Origin of the sequence: Aureisphaera galaxeae, assembly GCF_028561275.1 — a bacterium.
Taxonomy (GTDB): Bacteria; Bacteroidota; Bacteroidia; order Flavobacteriales; family Flavobacteriaceae; genus Aureisphaera; species Aureisphaera galaxeae.
On the sequence record NZ_JAQQTF010000002.1, the window covers coordinates 346,780 to 364,631 of the forward strand.

Consider the following 17,852-nt stretch of genomic DNA (forward strand, 5'->3'; position numbering starts at 1 on the left):
TTAAAGTAAAGTTTATGTGTGGAATTGTTGGATATATTGGAGAAAGAGAAGCGTACCCAATCATCTTAAACGGTCTAAAACGACTAGAATATAGAGGGTATGATAGTGCGGGGGTAGCCTTGTACGATGGGACACACATTCAAGTTTCCAAAACAAAAGGTAAAGTAGCCGATTTGGAATCCCGCGTCGCATCGGAGATTTCTACTCAAGGAAAATTAGGGATAGGACATACCCGATGGGCAACCCACGGTGTGCCGAACGATATCAATTCGCACCCTCATTATTCCAATAGTGGGGACTTGGTGATTATTCACAACGGAATTATAGAAAATTACGCTTCGATCAAGCAAGAATTGCTAAATCGAGGGTATACCTTCACTAGCGACACCGATACCGAAGTCTTGGTGAACCTGATCGAGGAAATCAAGAAACAACATAATGTAAAGCTTGGAAAAGCCGTTCAAATTGCCTTGAATCAGGTGGTTGGGGCTTATGCCATTGCTTTATTCGATAGAAACAAGCCCAATGAGATTGTGGTGGCCAAATTAGGAAGCCCCTTAGCCATTGGTATGGGAGACGATGAGTTCTTCGTTGCCAGTGATGCTACTCCCTTCATTGAGTTTACCAATAATGCCATCTATTTAGAGGATGAAGAGATGGCCATTATAAGCAAAAGGAAAGGTGTAAAAGTTCGGAAGATAAAGGACGACAGTCTTGTAGATCCGTACATTCACGAATTGGCGCTGAATCTAGAGCAGATAGAGAAAGGTGGTTATGATCACTTCATGCTGAAAGAGATCAACGAGCAACCTTCCGTAATAAAAGATACGTATCGCGGTCGATTATTGGCCGATCGTGGGATTATCAAGTTGGGTGGATTGGAAGATCACATCCAAAAATTCCTGAATGCAGATCGCATCATCATCGTTGCCTGTGGAACCTCATGGCATGCAGGCTTAGTAGCCGAATATATCTTCGAGGATTGGGCCCGTATTCCGGTGGAAGTAGAATATGCTTCCGAATTTAGGTACCGCAATCCAGTGATCGGTGAAAAGGATGTGGTCATTGCAATTTCCCAGAGTGGTGAGACCGCAGATACCTTGGCAGCGATTAAATTGGCTAAAGAGCGCGGTGCTTTTGTATATGGGGTGTGTAATGTAGTAGGATCTTCCATTTCTAGGGAGACCCACAGTGGAACCTATACCCACGCTGGTCCCGAAATTGGGGTAGCGTCTACCAAGGCCTTTACGACCCAAATTACGGTTTTAACCATGATCGCTTTGCGACTCGCCAATGAAAAAGGAACCATTTCTAAAGGGGATTATATGACCCATCTTCGTGAATTGGAAATGATCCCATCGCATGTGGCAGAAGCGCTGAAAAGCGAGCCGAATATCAAAGAGATCGCGCATGTATTTATGGATGCGGCCAACTTCCTGTACTTGGGAAGAGGGTATAATTTCCCAGTAGCTTTAGAGGGTGCGCTTAAACTGAAAGAGATTTCCTATATCCATGCCGAAGGATATCCCGCAGCCGAAATGAAGCACGGTCCCATTGCTTTGATCGATGAGCAGATGCCCGTAGTTGTTATTGCGGTAAACAGTAACCACTATGAAAAAGTGGTAAGCAATATCGAGGAAATCAAGGCCCGAAAAGGAAAGATCATCGCTGTGGTAACCGAAGGAGATACGGTGGTAAGAAACTTGGCCGATTATGTGATGGAGGTGCCTAGAACCCCAGAAACCTTGAGTCCATTGGTAACTACGATACCTTTACAATTGCTGTCATATCACATTGCGGTGATGCTAGGTAAAAATGTAGATCAGCCGCGTAATTTGGCGAAGAGCGTTACGGTAGAATAATCCCGAAATTTCCATTCAAAATTTTACTTCATTCGGTTGCATTTTTGTGACAGAAAAACCTATCTTTGCACCGATTTTTAGGAGTGGGATTTTCCGTTCCTAACAGTACTAAAAAATAAACACTTAGAAATGTCACAAGTTACAGGAAAAGTTGCACAGATTATCGGGCCGGTAGTAGACGTTGCGTTTGCTACGGGAACAGAACTTCCGAAAATTTACGATTCATTAGAAGTACAGAATAACGGAGTTACCTTGGTACTAGAGGTACAGTCTCACATTGGTGAGAACACCGTACGTACCATCTCCATGGACTCTACCGATGGTTTGAGCCGTGGTGTGGATGCTGTAGCAACTGGAGCGCCTATCCAAATGCCAATTGGTGAGGAAGTATACGGGCGTTTGTTCAACGTAATTGGAGATGCGATCGATGGTATTGGGAACCTTCCTAAAGCAGGAGATAACGGTCTTCCTATCCACCGTGAAGCACCTAAGTTTGAAGATTTATCAACTTCTACCGAAGTGTTGTTTACCGGGATCAAGGTAATCGACCTTATCGAGCCTTATGCAAAAGGAGGTAAGATTGGATTGTTCGGTGGTGCCGGGGTAGGTAAAACCGTATTGATTCAGGAGTTGATTAACAATATTGCAAAAGGACACGGTGGTTTGTCTGTATTTGCGGGAGTAGGAGAGCGTACTCGTGAAGGAAATGACTTGCTTCGTGAGATGTTGGAATCCGGAATTATTAAGTATGGTGATGACTTCTTGCATTCTATGGAAGAAGGTGGTTGGGATCTTTCTAAAGTTGACAAAGCTGTAATGAAAGAATCCAAAGCAACTTTCGTATTCGGACAGATGAACGAGCCTCCTGGAGCACGTGCTCGTGTAGCACTTTCTGGATTGACCATTGCAGAGTATTTCCGTGATGGAGCTGGAGATGGACAAGGAAAAGACGTACTTTTCTTCGTAGATAACATTTTCCGTTTTACACAGGCCGGTTCTGAGGTATCTGCACTTCTAGGGCGTATGCCTTCTGCGGTAGGATATCAGCCAACCTTGGCAACCGAGATGGGTACCATGCAGGAGCGTATTACCTCTACTAAGAAAGGATCCATTACTTCTGTACAGGCGGTATATGTACCTGCGGATGACTTAACAGACCCCGCACCAGCGACAACTTTCGCCCACTTGGATGCAACTACAGTATTGTCTCGTAAGATTGCCGAGCTAGGTATCTATCCTGCGGTAGACCCATTGGATTCTACTTCTCGTATTCTTACAGCCGATATCCTTGGAAATGAGCACTACAACTGTGCACAGCGTGTAAAAGAGTTGTTACAACGTTATAAGGAGCTTCAGGACATTATTGCCATCTTGGGTATGGAAGAATTGTCTGAAGAAGATAAGCTTGCGGTAGGACGTGCACGTCGTGTACAACGTTTCCTTTCCCAGCCTTTCCACGTAGCAGAGCAGTTTACAGGAATCCCAGGATGTTTGGTAGATATTAAAGATACCATCAAAGGATTTAACATGATCATGGACGGTGAGTTGGATCACCTACCAGAAGCAGCTTTCAACTTGAAAGGTACGATCGAAGAAGCGATCGAAGCTGGAGACAAAATGTTGGCGGAAGCTTAAAAATTAAGTATACAGTTTACATAAGCAGTTTGCAGTTACTGCTTACTGAAAACTGAGAACTGAAAACTGAAAAACATGTATCTAGAAATAGTAACTCCAGAAGCATCTTTGGTAAGCGGTGACGTAGAAAGCGTAACGGTTCCAGGTGTGAATGGTGAATTCCAAATGTTGAACGGTCACGCACCTATCGTATCCTTGCTAGGAGAAGGAAAAGTGAAATTTGCTGGAAACCCTACTATTGCAGAAGGTTTCGAAAGCAAGTTCACCCAAGCAGACGGGAAATGGATATTGGAGATCAACAGCGGTACCGTTCAGATGAGTGACAACAAAGTGATTGTATTGGCTGACTAAAAAAGCCTAGTTAGGTCACTGAGTGATTCTGCTTGCAGAATTGTATCGAAGTGACAAAACACATCATTTCAAAATACGAATCCCGAATTCCGAAAGGAGTTCGGGATTTTTGTATTATTGCCCCCATGGCAGGAGTAATGGATTACGTCTATAAAATAGAAGGAAGACTATCCTATGGTCGTCGATTTCTATCGCTTTTCTTCTTTACCCTTTCCTTTTTCCTCGTAATTTACGGTTTTACGGTTCCTTATATTTTTGAAAACTACGACTCCAGAGCCTACCACCCAATCGCAGGATTCTTTGTAGCGACTATTCCCTTTTATGCCGGTTTCGTGCTAGGAACCCAAATTGACGTGCTTGTAAATGTTTCAAAAAAGCACATCGTCATTCATAAAAGTGTCGCTGGGGTTGTTTTTAAGAGATCGATTATAAAGTATGAACGTTTGGAATATGTTTCGGTATTGCGAAGCTATACAAAGCATCACGAAGGAAGGTTGTTCTACGATGATCATAAATACTTGAATCTATTCGAAATAAGGAAAGAATGGAAGGCCCTAAGCCGAGTGAATGAAATAAGCAACGCGCTTTCCATTCCCGTGCATAATGCGATTATTGAAGAATACTGGAAAAATAAAAAGGCCCCTTATGTATCTCCAGAAAACCGGGAAATTAGTGCCTATTTCAGCGAGGGGAAGCGTCCCTTTTGGCAAAACGCTCTGGCCTTGTTTCTTTTTGGTGCTGCGTTGATGGGCGTATTTTTCTTAATCGATCTTTGGGTGAGACAAGATTTTCAATTCGAAAAAGGATTACCCTTGCTGGGATATATAGTTCTTATGTTGACGGCTTTGGCGGCTACGCTCTTTTTGGTGAGGGACTATCTGTTCGATTTTAAAAATGGACAATACCGAAGAATCTATAGAATGGGTCCTTTGGAATACGGTCACTGGATGCTCATTAGAAACTATGAATATGTATCTGTATACAAGACGAAGGACGAAATGTACCGCATTCGTTTTGGATATAACAGAGACAAGTCTTTCAAATTGGGAAAATACGGGGACTATGAAACAGCCCTAAAAATGGGAAAACGATTGGCCTTAAAGTTTAACGTAGACCTCATCGATGAGACGGCGCCCTCTGGTCCAAGGAGCATTAAGAACGAGGATATTGATCTTCTTTCGTCGTAAGCGAGTCCTTCATTTGTTAAGTTTTTCTAAAGTTTCTCCCTTCATGCAACCCTTCATTTTGTGAAATGTCTATAGCAATGTAATAGCTAAAAAAGACAATCCATAAAATGAAAAACATCCTAATTGCATTCATCCTTTTGGCTTCCTCTCAAGCCTTTGCACAGAGCAAATACAGTATTAGGGGAACCGTAGAAGACAAGAAAAATGGGGAAACCGTTATTGGAGCGACCGTGTACTTGGAGGGCACCAATATTGGCGCCATGACCAACGAATACGGTTTTTTCTCCCTTACGGCTCCCGAAGGAACCTATCAATTGGTGATCTCCTATCTGGGTTACGCAGAGACCCGTACCGAAGTGATCCTGAATTCGAACCAAACCCTCAATTTTGAAATCAGTGAGTCCCGAACTGCTTTGGAAGAAGTGGTAATTACTGCAGAGGAATCGGAACGGATCAACATCCGGGAACCACAGATGGGAGTCACCAAACTAAAAGCCGAAACCATAAAACAAATGCCAGCGGTTTTGGGAGAGGTAGATCTTATTAAATCCATACAGATGCTCCCGGGAGTTACCCAGAATGGAGAGGGATCAGCAGGATTTAATGTACGCGGAGGAGCGGCAGATCAGAATTTAGTGTTATTGGATGAGGCCATTATTTACAATACCTCCCATTTTTTCGGATTCTTCTCCGTATTCAATCCAGATGCCATCAAAGACATTAAGCTCTACAAGGGAGATATGCCTTCCAAATTTGGGGGAAGGGTGTCTTCGGTATTAGATGTACGACAAAAAGATGGGAACAGTAAAAACTTTGGAATGACTGGGGGAATTGGTGTTATTTCCAGTCGACTTACAGCCGAAGGGCCTTTATTCAGTAAAAAGGGATCCTTTTTGGTAGCGGGAAGATCCTCATATGCACATTTGTTCACTCCGGCCATTGAAGAGGTGAAGGACGACAAAATTTCTTTCTACGATCTCAACCTAAAAGCCAATTATGAGATCAATGACAACAACCGTGTGTACCTTTCAGGATACTTTGGAAGGGACATCTTCAATATTTCGAATTTTATAGAAAACAACTACGGTAATTTTTCTGGAAATCTACGTTGGAATCACGTGTTCAACGATAAATTGTTTTCCAACCTTTCCCTTATCTACAGTAAATACGATTACCAAGTTGTTTTGGATTTCGTAAAGTTGGATTGGATTGCCGACATCCAGAATCAGCATCTTAAATACGACTTTGGGTATTATGCCAGCGACAAGCTGAAATTGGATTTTGGGGTAAGCGGTATTTATTATCGCCTGAATCCCGGCGAAGTACGACCCACTTCCGACGATTCTCCCATCAATTATTTGAAGTTGGATCAAAAAAGAGCTCTGGAAACGGGCGCTTATATAAGTGCTGAGCATAAGCTAACCGATAAACTTACAGCGCGCTACGGATTGCGATACAGTGCATTTTCTAGAATGGGAGGGCAAAATATTGCCAATTATGTGGACGGTCGTCCGGTAGTGTACAATGAGAACCTTGGAATTTATGAAGAAGGCGAAATCGTAGACGAAACCTTTTATGAGAAAAGCGAAAGCATCAAGAACTTCGGGAACCTGGAACCGCGTTTGGGATTGGCCTATCAATTGAATAACAATGCTTCCGTTAAGGCCAGTTATACCCGTTCTGCCCAGTATCTGCATCTATTGTCCAATACCTCTTCGGTTACGCCTTTGGATGTTTGGACCCCTAGTGGACCCTATGCCGATCCCCAATTGTCCAATCAATATTCGGTAGGGTATTACCGAAAATTCAATGACAATACGTTCTCTTTGGAAGTAGAAGCCTATTACAAGAACGTAGAGAACAGAATTGATTATGTAGACGGTTCGGATCTTATAGGAACCAATACGATTGAGACCGAAATTTTAAGCGGAGAAGCCCGTGCATATGGACTTGAAGTGTTGCTTCGGAAGAACAAAGGAAAGTTCACAGGATGGCTGGCTTACACCCTTTCCAAATCAGAACAAAGAACCCCTGGAGGAGATGCCGGAGGTCCCGGGATTAATGATGGAAAATGGTACAATACCCCATTCGATAGAACGCATGACTTTTCCTTAACGGGGTCGTATAAGTTGAGCGATAAATGGACCTTCAGTACCAATCTGGTTTTTCAAACAGGACGTCCGGTGACCTACCCAAATGGACAATACGAATATGAGGATTTGTCCATAGCCAGTTATTCCTTGAGAAATGAAGATCGATTGCCAGCCTATCATCGTTTGGACCTTTCGGCCATTTATCGTCCAAATAGTAAGAAGGATCGTCGTTGGCAAGGAGAATGGGTATTTGGTATTTACAATGTGTACAACAGAAGAAATGCCGCGACGATCTCCTTCAACCAAAACACAGAAACCGGGCAGAACGAATCTACCCGATTGTCCATCTTCGGAATCATACCTTCCATCACCTACAACTTCAAATTCTAAGAACATGAAAGCACTTATAAAATTCAGTTTAATTGCAATGGGAATCATTTTGGTTTCCTGTGAAGACCCTATTTCAGTAGATCTTAACGATGCTCCACCAAGATTGGTGGTAGAGGCTTCCCTAGATTGGGAAAAGGGAACCTCTGGGAACAATCAGACCATTAAATTGACTACCTCTACGCCGTATTTCGACACAGAGATTATTAATGATGTATTGGGTGCCTCTGTTAGGGTGACTAATACCAACACCCAACAGGTATTTATTTTTCAGGATCAGAACAATGGCTTGTACACTACTTCCAGTTTTGTGCCTAGAAGGAATGATCCCTACAGGTTAGAAATTCAATACAACGGGGAAACTTATACGGCTACGGAGACGTTGACGCCGGTAACTGAAATATTGGAAGTATCCCAGTCCTTGGAAGGTGGGTTCGACGATGAACTATTGGATGTAAGCATCTTCTTTCAGGATCCGGACGAAGAAGGAAACTACTACCTCATGCGTTTTATTGAAGAAGGGGATCAATTCCCGGTATTGGAGACGGAGTCCGACGAATTTTCCAATGGAAACCTCATCGATGAATTCTTCGAGAAGGATGGAGATGCAGGGACGCAAGAAGAAGAATTTCAGGTGGGCGATACCGTTACGATCTCGCTGTACGGAATTTCAGAACAGTACTTCAACTATATCGATTTGTTGATAGAGCAGTATGATAGTGGAGGCGATCCGTTCGCAACCACTCCGGCCCGTATACGGGGGAACTGTATCAATACCTCGAATCCCGATAACTATGCCCATGGTTACTTTAGGGTAACCGAAGTGGATGTTGTATCTTATACATTTGAGTAAAATTTTAAAAAAAAATTCGAATTGGTGCAACCCTTTATCCCCCACATGTGTCTATAGGGGTGATATATAGCAAAAAAAGGACAAATACATAGGCATCGTAATAGTGGATCAAGCCATACTATTTACACATAAAGAGCTTATAGAGAAAAGTAAGATTGGAGACCGCAAAATGCAGTACAAACTGTATTCCTTGTACGTGGATGCCATGTTCAATGTAAGCATACGTATTGTAAAAGTGAAGGAAGATGCCGAAGACATTGTACAGGACAGTTTTGTGAGTGCCTTTAAAAATCTGGATTCTTTCAAGTATCAAAGCACTTTTGGCTCATGGTTAAAGCGTATTGTGGTAAACAAGAGCATTAACTATTTGCGGGTAAAAAGGGTTCCTTTGGTGGCGTTGGAAGAACAAGAATATTGGCTTACCGAACCCGAGGAGATCGAAGACTCCAAATTGGACGTAAAGCGTATTAAACAAGGCATCGATGCCCTTCCCCAGGGCTATCAGACCATCATCAACTTGTACTTAATTGAAGGATACGACCATGTGGAAATTGGCGAGATTTTGGAAATAAGTGTTTCTACTTCCAAATCCCAATACCACAGGGCGAAGAAAAAATTAATTGAATTAATAGACTGATTATGAAGGATGAATTGAGAGATTTTATACAAGAGCATAGGAACGAATTCGATGAGCACAAAATCGATAAGGATGCCCTATGGAGTAAAATTGAGGCCGAACTGGAAGAAGAACCCAAGAAGGTAATTCCCTTGTGGAAACGACACCGTTGGAAAATAGCGGCCAGTATCCTAATTATTCTGGGAAGCACATTTTTCTTTGGTTACCTAAATTCCCCTGGTATTGAAGAAAACATAGTATATGAAGAGCTTCAGGAAGTGGATAATTACTATGGGTCTTTGGTGAATCAACAAATTCAACTCATTAAAAACCATCCCAACCTTTCCCCGCAGGAGCAAGAAGATTTCTTGGCCCTTATCGATGAATTGGACGTGGAGTACAAGGGACTGAAAGAGGAGCTAAAGGAAGGGATAAACAATGAAAAAATCATTGAAGCGATTATTCACAATTATCGCCAAAAAATAGAATTGATGGAAAAACTTTTACAAAGGTCACTTCCATCCAAAAAGGAATACGATGAACAGGAAATTGTATTATAGAAGTATCCTGTACCTGTGCATGTTACTACCCGGCATGCTCCTAGGACAGGAAACGGTAAGCAAGCAAATAGAGGAGTCCCGCGATTTTTCGGTAAACGGATCCCTTCTCATCGAGAACAAATATGGAGACATTTATGTTCAGGGATGGGATCAAGACGAGCTTGCCATTACCATAGACATTAGTGCAACGGACAATGATCCCAAAGAAGCACAGGCGCTTCTGGACCGAATTCGCCCAACGATCAGCGGATCGGGCAATCAAGTGATTATCACCTCGGAAATTGCTAAGAAAGAAGCAGGGCTTGTAGAACGGTTCTTCAATAGATCGAAGTCGGGAGGAAAAAAGGCGAAGTCCCAGATCGACATTACCGTGTATCTTCCAAATAATGCAAGGGTAGTGTTGACCAATAAATATGGCGATGTCATCGTTTCTGATTGGGATGGAAACTTGGAAGCTACCGTAGAGCACGGAGATATCAGATTACCGGACGCTTTGGATAGTTCCGAGCTTTCCATTAAATACGGAAAACTGAAAGCCAGTGCGTTGACCACTGCCAAGATAATGGCCAATAATGCCACGGTAGATGTGAGTAATGCGACACAATTGAATGTGGAATCGAAGAACTCAGAATTTACACTGGGAGACATCGCTTCCCTCACGTTAGACTCCAACAAGGATGAAATTGAAATAACATCCATGGGAGCCATATCGGGCTATGTTACCTATTCTAATGTGGTATTGGACAATGTGACCGAAAGTATCAATTTGAATTTAAACTTGGCCGAATTACGGGTCATGAAATTCTCTGATCCTGCTCCCAACGTTCGCGTGGATCAGGAAAATTCGGAAGTGTATATGAATATTCTGAATACCAGTTTCCGATTCCGTGCCAATCTGGAACAAGGAGTACTGCGTATTCCGAAAACCATGCAGGACATTAATTCCACCCTTTTGGACAAGAAGAAGAAAATACGGGACATCTCTGCGACCTATGGGAGTGAAAAACAAACGGTTTTTTCGTTTACCGGGAGGAAAGGCGTCATTATCTTAAAAGAACTATAACAACATCAATCAAATACAATGAAGACACAAATTGTTTTAGGGCTACTCATCTTTTTGGGCCTCACCGCGCTGGGGCAGACCGAAACAGATGATTATGTAGAATTCGATGACCGGAAAAATGTGGTGCATGGCGTCTATTTTGGGTTTAGTGGCCAATATGGACAGGTGGAAGGCAAAGGGACTGCTTTCGGAACCATGAAATTGGCTTATGTGGCCAATCAGCAATTGGAAATTGGGTTTGCCGCTACCGGGTTTTTCAATGACCGTCCCAACAATAGACCCGACCTATTCGATGGAGACAAAGTTGCCTTGGTAGGTGGTTACGCTGGATTTCATGTAGAACCCATTCTATTCGGAAAACGCTTTATTAGTGTGTCTTTTCCTCTTTTGGTAGGAGGTGGTATAGCAACCTTCACGGGAGTGGACACCTTGGAAAATGACGAAGATTTGGACAGTGATGATTTCGACGATTTTTTTATTGTAGAACCCGGAGTAAACGTACTCTATAATCTTACGCGGTATACGCAATTGGAAACAGGGGTGCGTTATCGGTTTACCAGCAGTTACGATTTATCACCTTTTAACGAGGACAACCTGAATGGGTTTTCGTTGGTTTTCGGGCTCAAGGTAGGGATCTTCAATATGGGAAGGAAGAAACCCGTTAAGGATAGGTTTTAATCTTTACGATTTTACGGGCGTTATACTAAATTGTTAATCAACAATTTGGTAACTTAGTAGGCTTAACCTCGTAAGCCGTATTGTATGTATAAAGCACCGTCCATTACTTACAAAGAACCGGGGATGTTTGAGGAAACCCGCTTCGAAAAGATCCACAACGTTATTTTCAATTCTTCCCTAGAAGCTTCCGCACTGGTCGCTAGAGAAATCGCTGAACTCATTCGGAAAAAGCAGCAAAAAGGACAGCTTTGCGTCCTTGGACTCGCCACGGGATCGTCTCCTATAAAAGTGTATGAAGAATTGGTGCGCATGCACCGTGAAGAAGAGTTAAGCTTTGCCAATGTCATTACTTTCAATTTGGATGAATACTACGGCATGGACCCGGGCAACATTCAGAGTTACTACTACTTCATGCACGAGCATTTGTTCAATCACGTGGATATCCCTCCTGAAAATGTAAATATCCCAGACGGTAGGGTAGCGGCTGAAGATCTACGGCAATATTGTCTGGATTATGAAGCCAAGATCAAGGAAGTAGGCGGTTTGGATTTTCAGTTGTTGGGCATTGGTAGAACAGGACATATCGGTTTTAACGAACCCGGTTCCCACGTTAATTCTGGGACAAGGATCATAACCCTGCATCATGTGACACGAGTAGATGCGGCTCCAGCATTTTTGGGAATTGACAATGTTCCGCGAAAAGCCATTACCATGGGGATAGGAACGACCAAAGGAGCTGGCCGTATTGTACTATTGGCTTGGGGAAGCAATAAAGCAGAGATCATAAAAAAGACGGTAGAAGGGGAAATTACCTCGAATGTGCCCGCTACCTATTTGCAGGATCATAACAATACCACCTTTGTACTCGATGAAGCCGCTTCGGCCGAACTTACCCGAATAAAAACGCCTTGGTTGGTTACCTCCTGCGAATGGGACGAACCCTTAAAACTGAAAGCTGTCGTTTGGTTGAGTGAATTGTTGGAGAAATCCATCCTCACCCTGACCAATAAGGATTATGCCGATCATGGCTTGGCCGATTTGCTCGCTGAGGTAGGATCTGCCTACGACCTGAATATAGAAATGTTCAATAGACTGCAACGCACCATTACTGGATGGCCCGGGGGAAAACCCGAAGCAGATGACACCTATCGTCCAGAACGCGCCGAGCCCAAACAAAAAAGGGTGCTTATTTTCAGTCCCCATCCGGATGATGATGTTATTTCCATGGGGGGAACGCTAGATCGACTCATTGAACAAGGGCACGACGTTCATGTAGCCTATCAAACCTCGGGGAACATTGCCGTTTCCGATAACGAAGCCTTGAAATTTGCGAAGATTGCACAGAGTCTGAATCCCGAGGCCGAATCGGTGAATAGGATTGTTGATTTCCTGACTTCCAAAGAAGAGAATGCCATAGATAGTCTTGAAGTCCGAAAGCTGAAAGGCCTCATTCGCAGAAACGAATGTTATTTGGCCGCCAAGTATTTGAGTTTGGAAGGGGAGAAGCTCCATTTTATGGATTTACCATTTTACGAAACCGGGACGATTAAGAAGAACAAACTATCTGAAATGGATGTGGAACTAATGTGCGCCCTTATTGAAGAGATCAAACCCCACCAAATATATGCGGCAGGAGATTTGGCCGATCCGCACGGCACCCACAAGGTTTGCTTGGATGCCTTATTTGAAGCCCTCGATCAGTTGAAATCCAAAGACTATATGAAAGATTGTTGGGTATGGTTGTACCGCGGTGCGTGGCAGGAATGGGAGCCCTATGAAATTGAAATGGCTGTGCCCATGAGTCCGGATCAGGTATTGAAGAAACGACATGCGATTTTTTACCATCAGTCACAAAAGGATGGCGTTATGTTTCAGGGGAATGATACAAGGGAATTCTGGGTACGCGTGGAAGATCGAAACCGACTCACCGCCTCAAAATACAATCAGTTAGGCTTGGCAGATTATGCCGCCATTGAAGCTTTCAAAAGGTATCATTTTTAATTAGGTAAGCACGATCAATTCCCAATCCCTTCCCCCAAAATGATAGGTGTGCAGGGTCTCAAAACCAATCGCCCTATGAGCTTCTAGGGATCGTTTATTTCTGTGGTCCACTTCCGTGATAATGCATGAATAAGGAGGAATTAGAAACTCTTTCATGGATTCATACAGCTTTCGGAAAATACCCTGTTTTCGGTAGGTAATGTCTATACATACTTGTCCCATGACCACGTAATTTTGGTATTCCTCCATATCGGCAATGGCCTTTTCAATCTCGGCAAACATAGGAACGAGCACTTCAATTTCATCCCCGAATTTGGGATGCATGGAAAGCGCATATCCTACCACTTTGTCCCCATCTTTGGCAATAGTATGTGGACAAGCATCGTTCATGGCCTTCAACAAATCGAAATCGTGATGTACTGTCACGAAGCCTTCGGCCTGTTGCTCATCTTCGGATAAGGCTTGTGGCAAATTGGTCTTTTGCAGAATAAGGATTTGGTCCAATTCCGAAAAGGTCTTACAACGTGAATAAGTGATCATGATAACTGGTTTGCTTCTTCAATATACACCAATTATCATAAAAAAAGCGCATCCATAGGACGCGCTTTTAGGGTTGTTGATGGTAGTGATTGATTATTGAACTGCCTGTAGGGCATCTATGTTCCCATAACCATAATTATTGCTTGGATTGTTATATAATTCTGCCGATTGGCGCATTTTCTGAAGCACCTGTTCACGACTCCATCCCGGATGTACAGACCATACCAAAGCGGCGATTCCAGCGGTAGTAGCGGTCGCTACCGAAGATCCTCCGATATAGGCATTGTCGCCGGCATAGAATCCTAAGGTAACTCCCATGCGGCTTGTGTCGTTTTGACGTTCCATGATCACCGTAAACTCTATTTGGGAACCGTCATGGCAATTGTTGCATTGGTCGTAAGAACCATTGCTTAAATCCCGAACGCCCGTTACCGCAACACATTCGCTCATATTGGCTGGGAAAATTACGGGATACCAGTTGGTCAATGCGGTGGAAGTCCCTCCAGCGGCAAAGATTAACTTGCCTCGATTGTGGGCATAACGAACTGCATCGCGAACGTTACCAATACCCCAAGGATATCCTATGGACATAGAAATGATTTTTACATCGCTTCGGTTGGCCAAGGCTTTTAAGGCATTAGAAACCCCTTTACGCTCATGGTAATCGTTAAGCACCACATCGGCCGTTCCACGATAAGAAATTAGATTACAGTTATAGGCTACTCCCAGTGCTTGTTGATCGTTATTGCGCGGGGCAGCTACGGTGGCGGTCATGGAAGTCCCGTGACCACAGCGGTCGTCTGGACCGTCTATATTGTTGCTCCACCACCAAGGGGAATCGATGTATGTACCGTACTTTTCTACGGTTCTGCTCGATACCGACCCGTCTGTGTTGAATTCGTTGTTCAGCTTGGGTTGATTGGGAGAAATCCCTGTGTCGATAACACCTACGGTGATGCCTTGTCCAGTACTTTGAGCCCAAGCCTGTGGAATGTTATGACGATCGAATGTCCATGAAACATAGGCTCCTGGGGATACGATGGAGAAGTCATTAGAATTAAGGTTGGAGGCGGACATATCGCATCCTGCGCTACGTTGGGTCGGTCCTTCCTTGGTTTTTATCTCGTAAAAAGAGTAGGCATTCGGTTCTAGATAGCGGATGTTGTCCACTTTCCTAAGGGCTTCGACCGTGACATAAGAGGTCACTTCCACATCGATATAATTAAAGGTGTCGTCTTCCAATACTTTCAAGGATTTTCTTGAGGTCCCCGAGGTATTGCTAATGACATCTATAATATTATCCTTAATGTCTGCGTATTGGTTGCTGCCCCTTTCCCGAAAACTGGCACCTTCGGGGCCATAGCCAATCGTGAGCATTTCTTCCCCGTGTACGGCGGCACTCCATAGTACGCGGGTGGTAGCTTCACTCCAATCGAAATAACCTTTGGTTTCGAAAGAGTTGTCGATAAATTCGTTGATTTCTTGAATACTGAGGAGCCGGGTTCTGTCGGCCAATTCACTTGTTAGGTCTGAGGAGGAATCGTCCAGTGGGGTTAGTTCCTCTGTACTGCATGAAGCTAAAAGCAATAGAATGCAGCTCCCAATTAAGGGTAAATGTTTTTTCATGTTGATGGTTTTTTGTGATTAAGCTAAATGCTATGCATGCATAGCATCTTATACTAAAGTTAGAAAAAAACTGAGAATATGATAATTTTTTAATTAAATATTTTTCAAATTCTCAACAAAAACACTCTAAACATAAAAATAGTGCGGTTATGACGTAAAGACAAGGTATAATCCAGCCGCCAATCCTCCGCCTAAAATGGGAGCAATAACCGGAATCCATGAATAGCCCCAATCGGTTTGTTTGTTTTTCAACGGAAGTAGGGCATGTACGATTCGCGGACCTAAATCACGCGCTGGATTAATGGCATATCCTGTGGTACCTCCCAAGGAAAGTCCTATAGACCAAACGACGAGGGCAACGGGTAGTGCACCCAAGGATCCTAATCCAATGGTTGCTGCTTCTCCTGAAGCGGTGGTAAATTCTGGTCCCGCGATATAAAACACGGCAAGCAAAAGCACGAATGTGCCAATCACTTCCGAAAAGACGTTGGAACCTGTATTTCGAATGGCTGGAGCGGTACAGAAAGTAGCCGCAATTCCCCCAGCATCCTCGGTCGTATCGTAATGTTTTTTGTGAAACAACCAAACACAAAAAGCCCCCAGCATGGCACCAATCATCTGCCCCGCAATGTAGGTGGGAACCAAGGCCCAATCGAAGAGTCCCGCAACGGCTAAGGATACAGTAACGGCAGGATTAATATGTGCTCCGCTCACGGGTCCAGCGATGAGCACTGCTACATATACAGCCAAGGCCCATCCCGTAGTGATGACAATCCAGCCCGAATTGTTTCCTTTGGTTCCATTTAAAACTACATTGGCAACCACACCATTCCCCAATAGAATGAGAATGAATGTTCCAACGATTTCTGCGATAAAAGGTGTCATATCTTTCTATTTTTTTGGTGAGTTATTCGATCCAATTTTTGCTTCTACCCACAGCTTTATGCCATTGGGCTATGAGTTGGGCTACCGCATCCGAATCCAGGGCGGGTTCGAAAGTTCTATCCTTGGCCCATTGTTCCTGTAAGCTTTCCTGATTTTCCCAATATCCTACCGCCAAACCTGCGAGGTAGGCCGCTCCCAAAGCCGTACTTTCCAATTGCTTGGGCCGCACCACAGGGAACCCAAAAATATCGCTCTGAAACTGTAGTAAGAAATTATTGGCTGTGGCACCACCGTCCACTCGCAGCTCACTGCCTTCTGTGTTGGCATCGGCTTCCATGGCCTTCACGATATCGTATACTTGATAGGCAATGCCTTCGAGTGTGGCTCGGGCAATATGCGCATGGGTACTTCCTCGGGTGAGTCCCACAATGGCACCCCGTGCGTAAGAATCCCAATAAGGAGCTCCCAGTCCTGCAAGCGCCGGCACAAAATACACTCCCCCGTTGTCTTCTACACTGGTGGCCAAAGCTTCGATTTCTTTGGCATCTTTTATAAGTTGTAATCCGTCACGAATCCATTGTACCGCAGCACCTCCCACAAAGACACTTCCTTCCAAGGCATAATGCACTGTATCGCCAATTTTCCAAGCGATGGTGGTAAGTAGATTATTTTCTGAGTAGACAGGTATTTCTCCTGTATTCATTAAAAGGAAACAGCCCGTTCCATAGGTGTTCTTTACCATTCCTTTCTGGGTACATTGCTGTCCGAAAAGCGCGGCCTGTTGATCCCCAGCGATTCCTGCAATAGGAATTTTGGTCGAAAAAAGCCCTTCATGCGTTTTGCCTACAACTTCGCTACTTCCCTTCACTTCAGGAAGAATAGCTTTGGGAATGTCCAATAGTTGGAGCAATTGCTCGTCCCATTCCAACGTATGAATATTGAATAATAAGGTCCTACTTGCATTGCTTGGATCGGTCACGTGAACCGCCCCATGGGTAAGTTTCCAAATGAGCCAACTATCAATCGTTCCGAAGCATAATTCTCCGTTTTCTGCTTTTTCACGAGCACCTTCCACATGATCTAAGATCCATTTCAGTTTGGTGCCGGAAAAATAGGCATCAATTACTAATCCGGTTTTCTTTTTGAAGGTTTCCACATGGCCTGCATCACGCAAACTGTCGCAAAATTTAGCCGTTCTTCGATCTTGCCATACAATAGCATTGTGAATGGGTTCGCCCGTTTGCCGATCCCAAACCACGGTGGTCTCCCGCTGATTGGTAATACCTATAGCCGCGATATCATTCCCGGAAGCATTGGCACTTGCCAGCGCACGTTCTATCGCAGTCCATTGAGAGTCCCAAATTTCTTTGGCATCGTGTTCTACCCATCCGGGTTGGGGGAATATTTGTTGAAAATCCTGCTGTCCCACGCCTTTGTTTTCCCCTTGTTCGTTGAAGAGAATGGCACGCGAGGAAGTGGTTCCTTGATCAATGGAAAGAATGTAAGTGCTCATGC

15 protein-coding genes are annotated in these 17,852 nt (G+C 43.9%); 11 read left to right on the plus strand and 4 right to left on the minus strand.

What is annotated here, in order from left to right:
• The first annotated feature begins 14 nt into the window (after positions 1–14).
• The 11 genes from glmS to nagB all read left to right on the plus strand — a co-directional run bounded on the left by glmS (position 15) and on the right by nagB (position 13,286).
• Entirely contained in the window at positions 15–1,862 is a 1,848-nt protein-coding gene (gene glmS / locus POV27_RS01300) for a glutamine--fructose-6-phosphate transaminase (isomerizing) (RefSeq protein ID WP_272860919.1), read from the plus strand.
• Positions 1,863–1,991: 129 nt separating this feature from the next.
• Entirely contained in the window at positions 1,992–3,497 is a 1,506-nt protein-coding gene (gene atpD / locus POV27_RS01305; RefSeq protein WP_272860920.1) for a F0F1 ATP synthase subunit beta, read from the plus strand.
• 75 nt (positions 3,498–3,572) lie between these two features.
• The gene (locus POV27_RS01310) at positions 3,573–3,848 is read left to right on the plus strand and encodes a FoF1 ATP synthase subunit delta/epsilon (RefSeq protein WP_272860921.1); all 276 of its coding nucleotides are present in this window, start codon (positions 3,573–3,575) and stop codon (positions 3,846–3,848) included.
• Between the two features lie 50 nt (positions 3,849–3,898).
• Positions 3,899–5,035 (plus strand): hypothetical protein, encoded by a 1,137-nt coding sequence (locus tag POV27_RS01315; RefSeq protein WP_272860922.1) that lies wholly within the window; start codon positions 3,899–3,901, stop codon positions 5,033–5,035.
• A 107-nt stretch (positions 5,036–5,142) separates the two neighbouring features.
• Positions 5,143–7,518, plus strand: coding sequence for a TonB-dependent receptor (locus tag POV27_RS01320; RefSeq protein ID WP_272860923.1), 2,376 nt, complete (start codon positions 5,143–5,145; stop codon positions 7,516–7,518).
• 4 nt (positions 7,519–7,522) lie between these two features.
• The gene (locus tag POV27_RS01325) at positions 7,523–8,368 is read left to right on the plus strand and encodes a DUF4249 domain-containing protein (RefSeq protein ID WP_272860924.1); all 846 of its coding nucleotides are present in this window, start codon (positions 7,523–7,525) and stop codon (positions 8,366–8,368) included.
• A gap of 103 nt (positions 8,369–8,471) precedes the next feature.
• The gene (locus tag POV27_RS01330) at positions 8,472–9,005 is read left to right on the plus strand and encodes an RNA polymerase sigma factor (RefSeq protein WP_272860925.1); all 534 of its coding nucleotides are present in this window, start codon (positions 8,472–8,474) and stop codon (positions 9,003–9,005) included.
• Positions 9,006–9,007: 2 nt separating this feature from the next.
• Entirely contained in the window at positions 9,008–9,544 is a 537-nt protein-coding gene (locus POV27_RS01335; RefSeq protein WP_272860926.1) for a hypothetical protein, read from the plus strand.
• Complete coding sequence (locus POV27_RS01340; protein WP_272860927.1) at positions 9,522–10,607, plus strand: hypothetical protein; 1,086 nt, start codon at positions 9,522–9,524, stop codon at positions 10,605–10,607. The genes POV27_RS01335 and POV27_RS01340 overlap by 23 nt, the downstream gene beginning before the upstream one ends.
• 18 nt (positions 10,608–10,625) lie before the next feature.
• On the plus strand, positions 10,626–11,285 hold the full coding sequence (locus tag POV27_RS01345) for a hypothetical protein (RefSeq protein WP_272860928.1): 660 nt from the start codon (positions 10,626–10,628) through the stop codon (positions 11,283–11,285).
• 84 nt (positions 11,286–11,369) lie between these two features.
• Positions 11,370–13,286: a glucosamine-6-phosphate deaminase gene (gene nagB, locus POV27_RS01350; RefSeq protein ID WP_272860929.1), complete on the plus strand. Its 1,917-nt coding sequence runs from the start codon at positions 11,370–11,372 to the stop codon at positions 13,284–13,286.
• Here nagB and POV27_RS01355 read toward each other — a convergent pair whose 3' ends face one another.
• The 4 genes from POV27_RS01355 to glpK form a co-directional block, all read right to left on the minus strand.
• Positions 13,287–13,826: a GNAT family N-acetyltransferase gene (locus tag POV27_RS01355; protein WP_272860930.1), complete on the minus strand. Its 540-nt coding sequence runs from the start codon at positions 13,824–13,826 to the stop codon at positions 13,287–13,289.
• Positions 13,827–13,919: 93 nt separating this feature from the next.
• Complete coding sequence (locus tag POV27_RS01360; protein ID WP_272860931.1) at positions 13,920–15,452, minus strand: S8 family peptidase; 1,533 nt, start codon at positions 15,450–15,452, stop codon at positions 13,920–13,922.
• 147 nt (positions 15,453–15,599) lie between these two features.
• The gene (locus POV27_RS01365) at positions 15,600–16,337 is read right to left on the minus strand and encodes an MIP/aquaporin family protein (protein ID WP_272860932.1); all 738 of its coding nucleotides are present in this window, start codon (positions 16,335–16,337) and stop codon (positions 15,600–15,602) included.
• A 22-nt stretch (positions 16,338–16,359) separates the two neighbouring features.
• A complete protein-coding gene (gene glpK / locus POV27_RS01370; protein WP_272860933.1) occupies positions 16,360–17,850 on the minus strand; it encodes a glycerol kinase GlpK in 1,491 nt (496 codons plus the stop codon).
• Between the last annotated feature and the right edge of the window lie 2 nt (positions 17,851–17,852).

Coding starts and splice junctions, on each gene's coding strand:
- glmS (WP_272860919.1), top strand. CDS start 15: ATGTGTGGAATTGTTGGATATATTGGAGAAAGAGAAGCGTACCCAATC.
- atpD (WP_272860920.1), top strand. CDS start 1,992: ATGTCACAAGTTACAGGAAAAGTTGCACAGATTATCGGGCCGGTAGTA.
- POV27_RS01310 (WP_272860921.1), top strand. CDS start 3,573: ATGTATCTAGAAATAGTAACTCCAGAAGCATCTTTGGTAAGCGGTGAC.
- POV27_RS01320 (WP_272860923.1), top strand. CDS start 5,143: ATGAAAAACATCCTAATTGCATTCATCCTTTTGGCTTCCTCTCAAGCC.
- POV27_RS01325 (WP_272860924.1), top strand. CDS start 7,523: ATGAAAGCACTTATAAAATTCAGTTTAATTGCAATGGGAATCATTTTG.
- POV27_RS01335 (WP_272860926.1), top strand. CDS start 9,008: ATGAAGGATGAATTGAGAGATTTTATACAAGAGCATAGGAACGAATTC.
- POV27_RS01340 (WP_272860927.1), top strand. CDS start 9,522: ATGAACAGGAAATTGTATTATAGAAGTATCCTGTACCTGTGCATGTTA.
- POV27_RS01345 (WP_272860928.1), top strand. CDS start 10,626: ATGAAGACACAAATTGTTTTAGGGCTACTCATCTTTTTGGGCCTCACC.
- nagB (WP_272860929.1), top strand. CDS start 11,370: ATGTATAAAGCACCGTCCATTACTTACAAAGAACCGGGGATGTTTGAG.
- POV27_RS01355 (WP_272860930.1), bottom strand. CDS start 13,826: ATGATCACTTATTCACGTTGTAAGACCTTTTCGGAATTGGACCAAATC.
- POV27_RS01360 (WP_272860931.1), bottom strand. CDS start 15,452: ATGAAAAAACATTTACCCTTAATTGGGAGCTGCATTCTATTGCTTTTA.
- POV27_RS01365 (WP_272860932.1), bottom strand. CDS start 16,337: ATGACACCTTTTATCGCAGAAATCGTTGGAACATTCATTCTCATTCTA.
- glpK (WP_272860933.1), bottom strand. CDS start 17,850: ATGAGCACTTACATTCTTTCCATTGATCAAGGAACCACTTCCTCGCGT.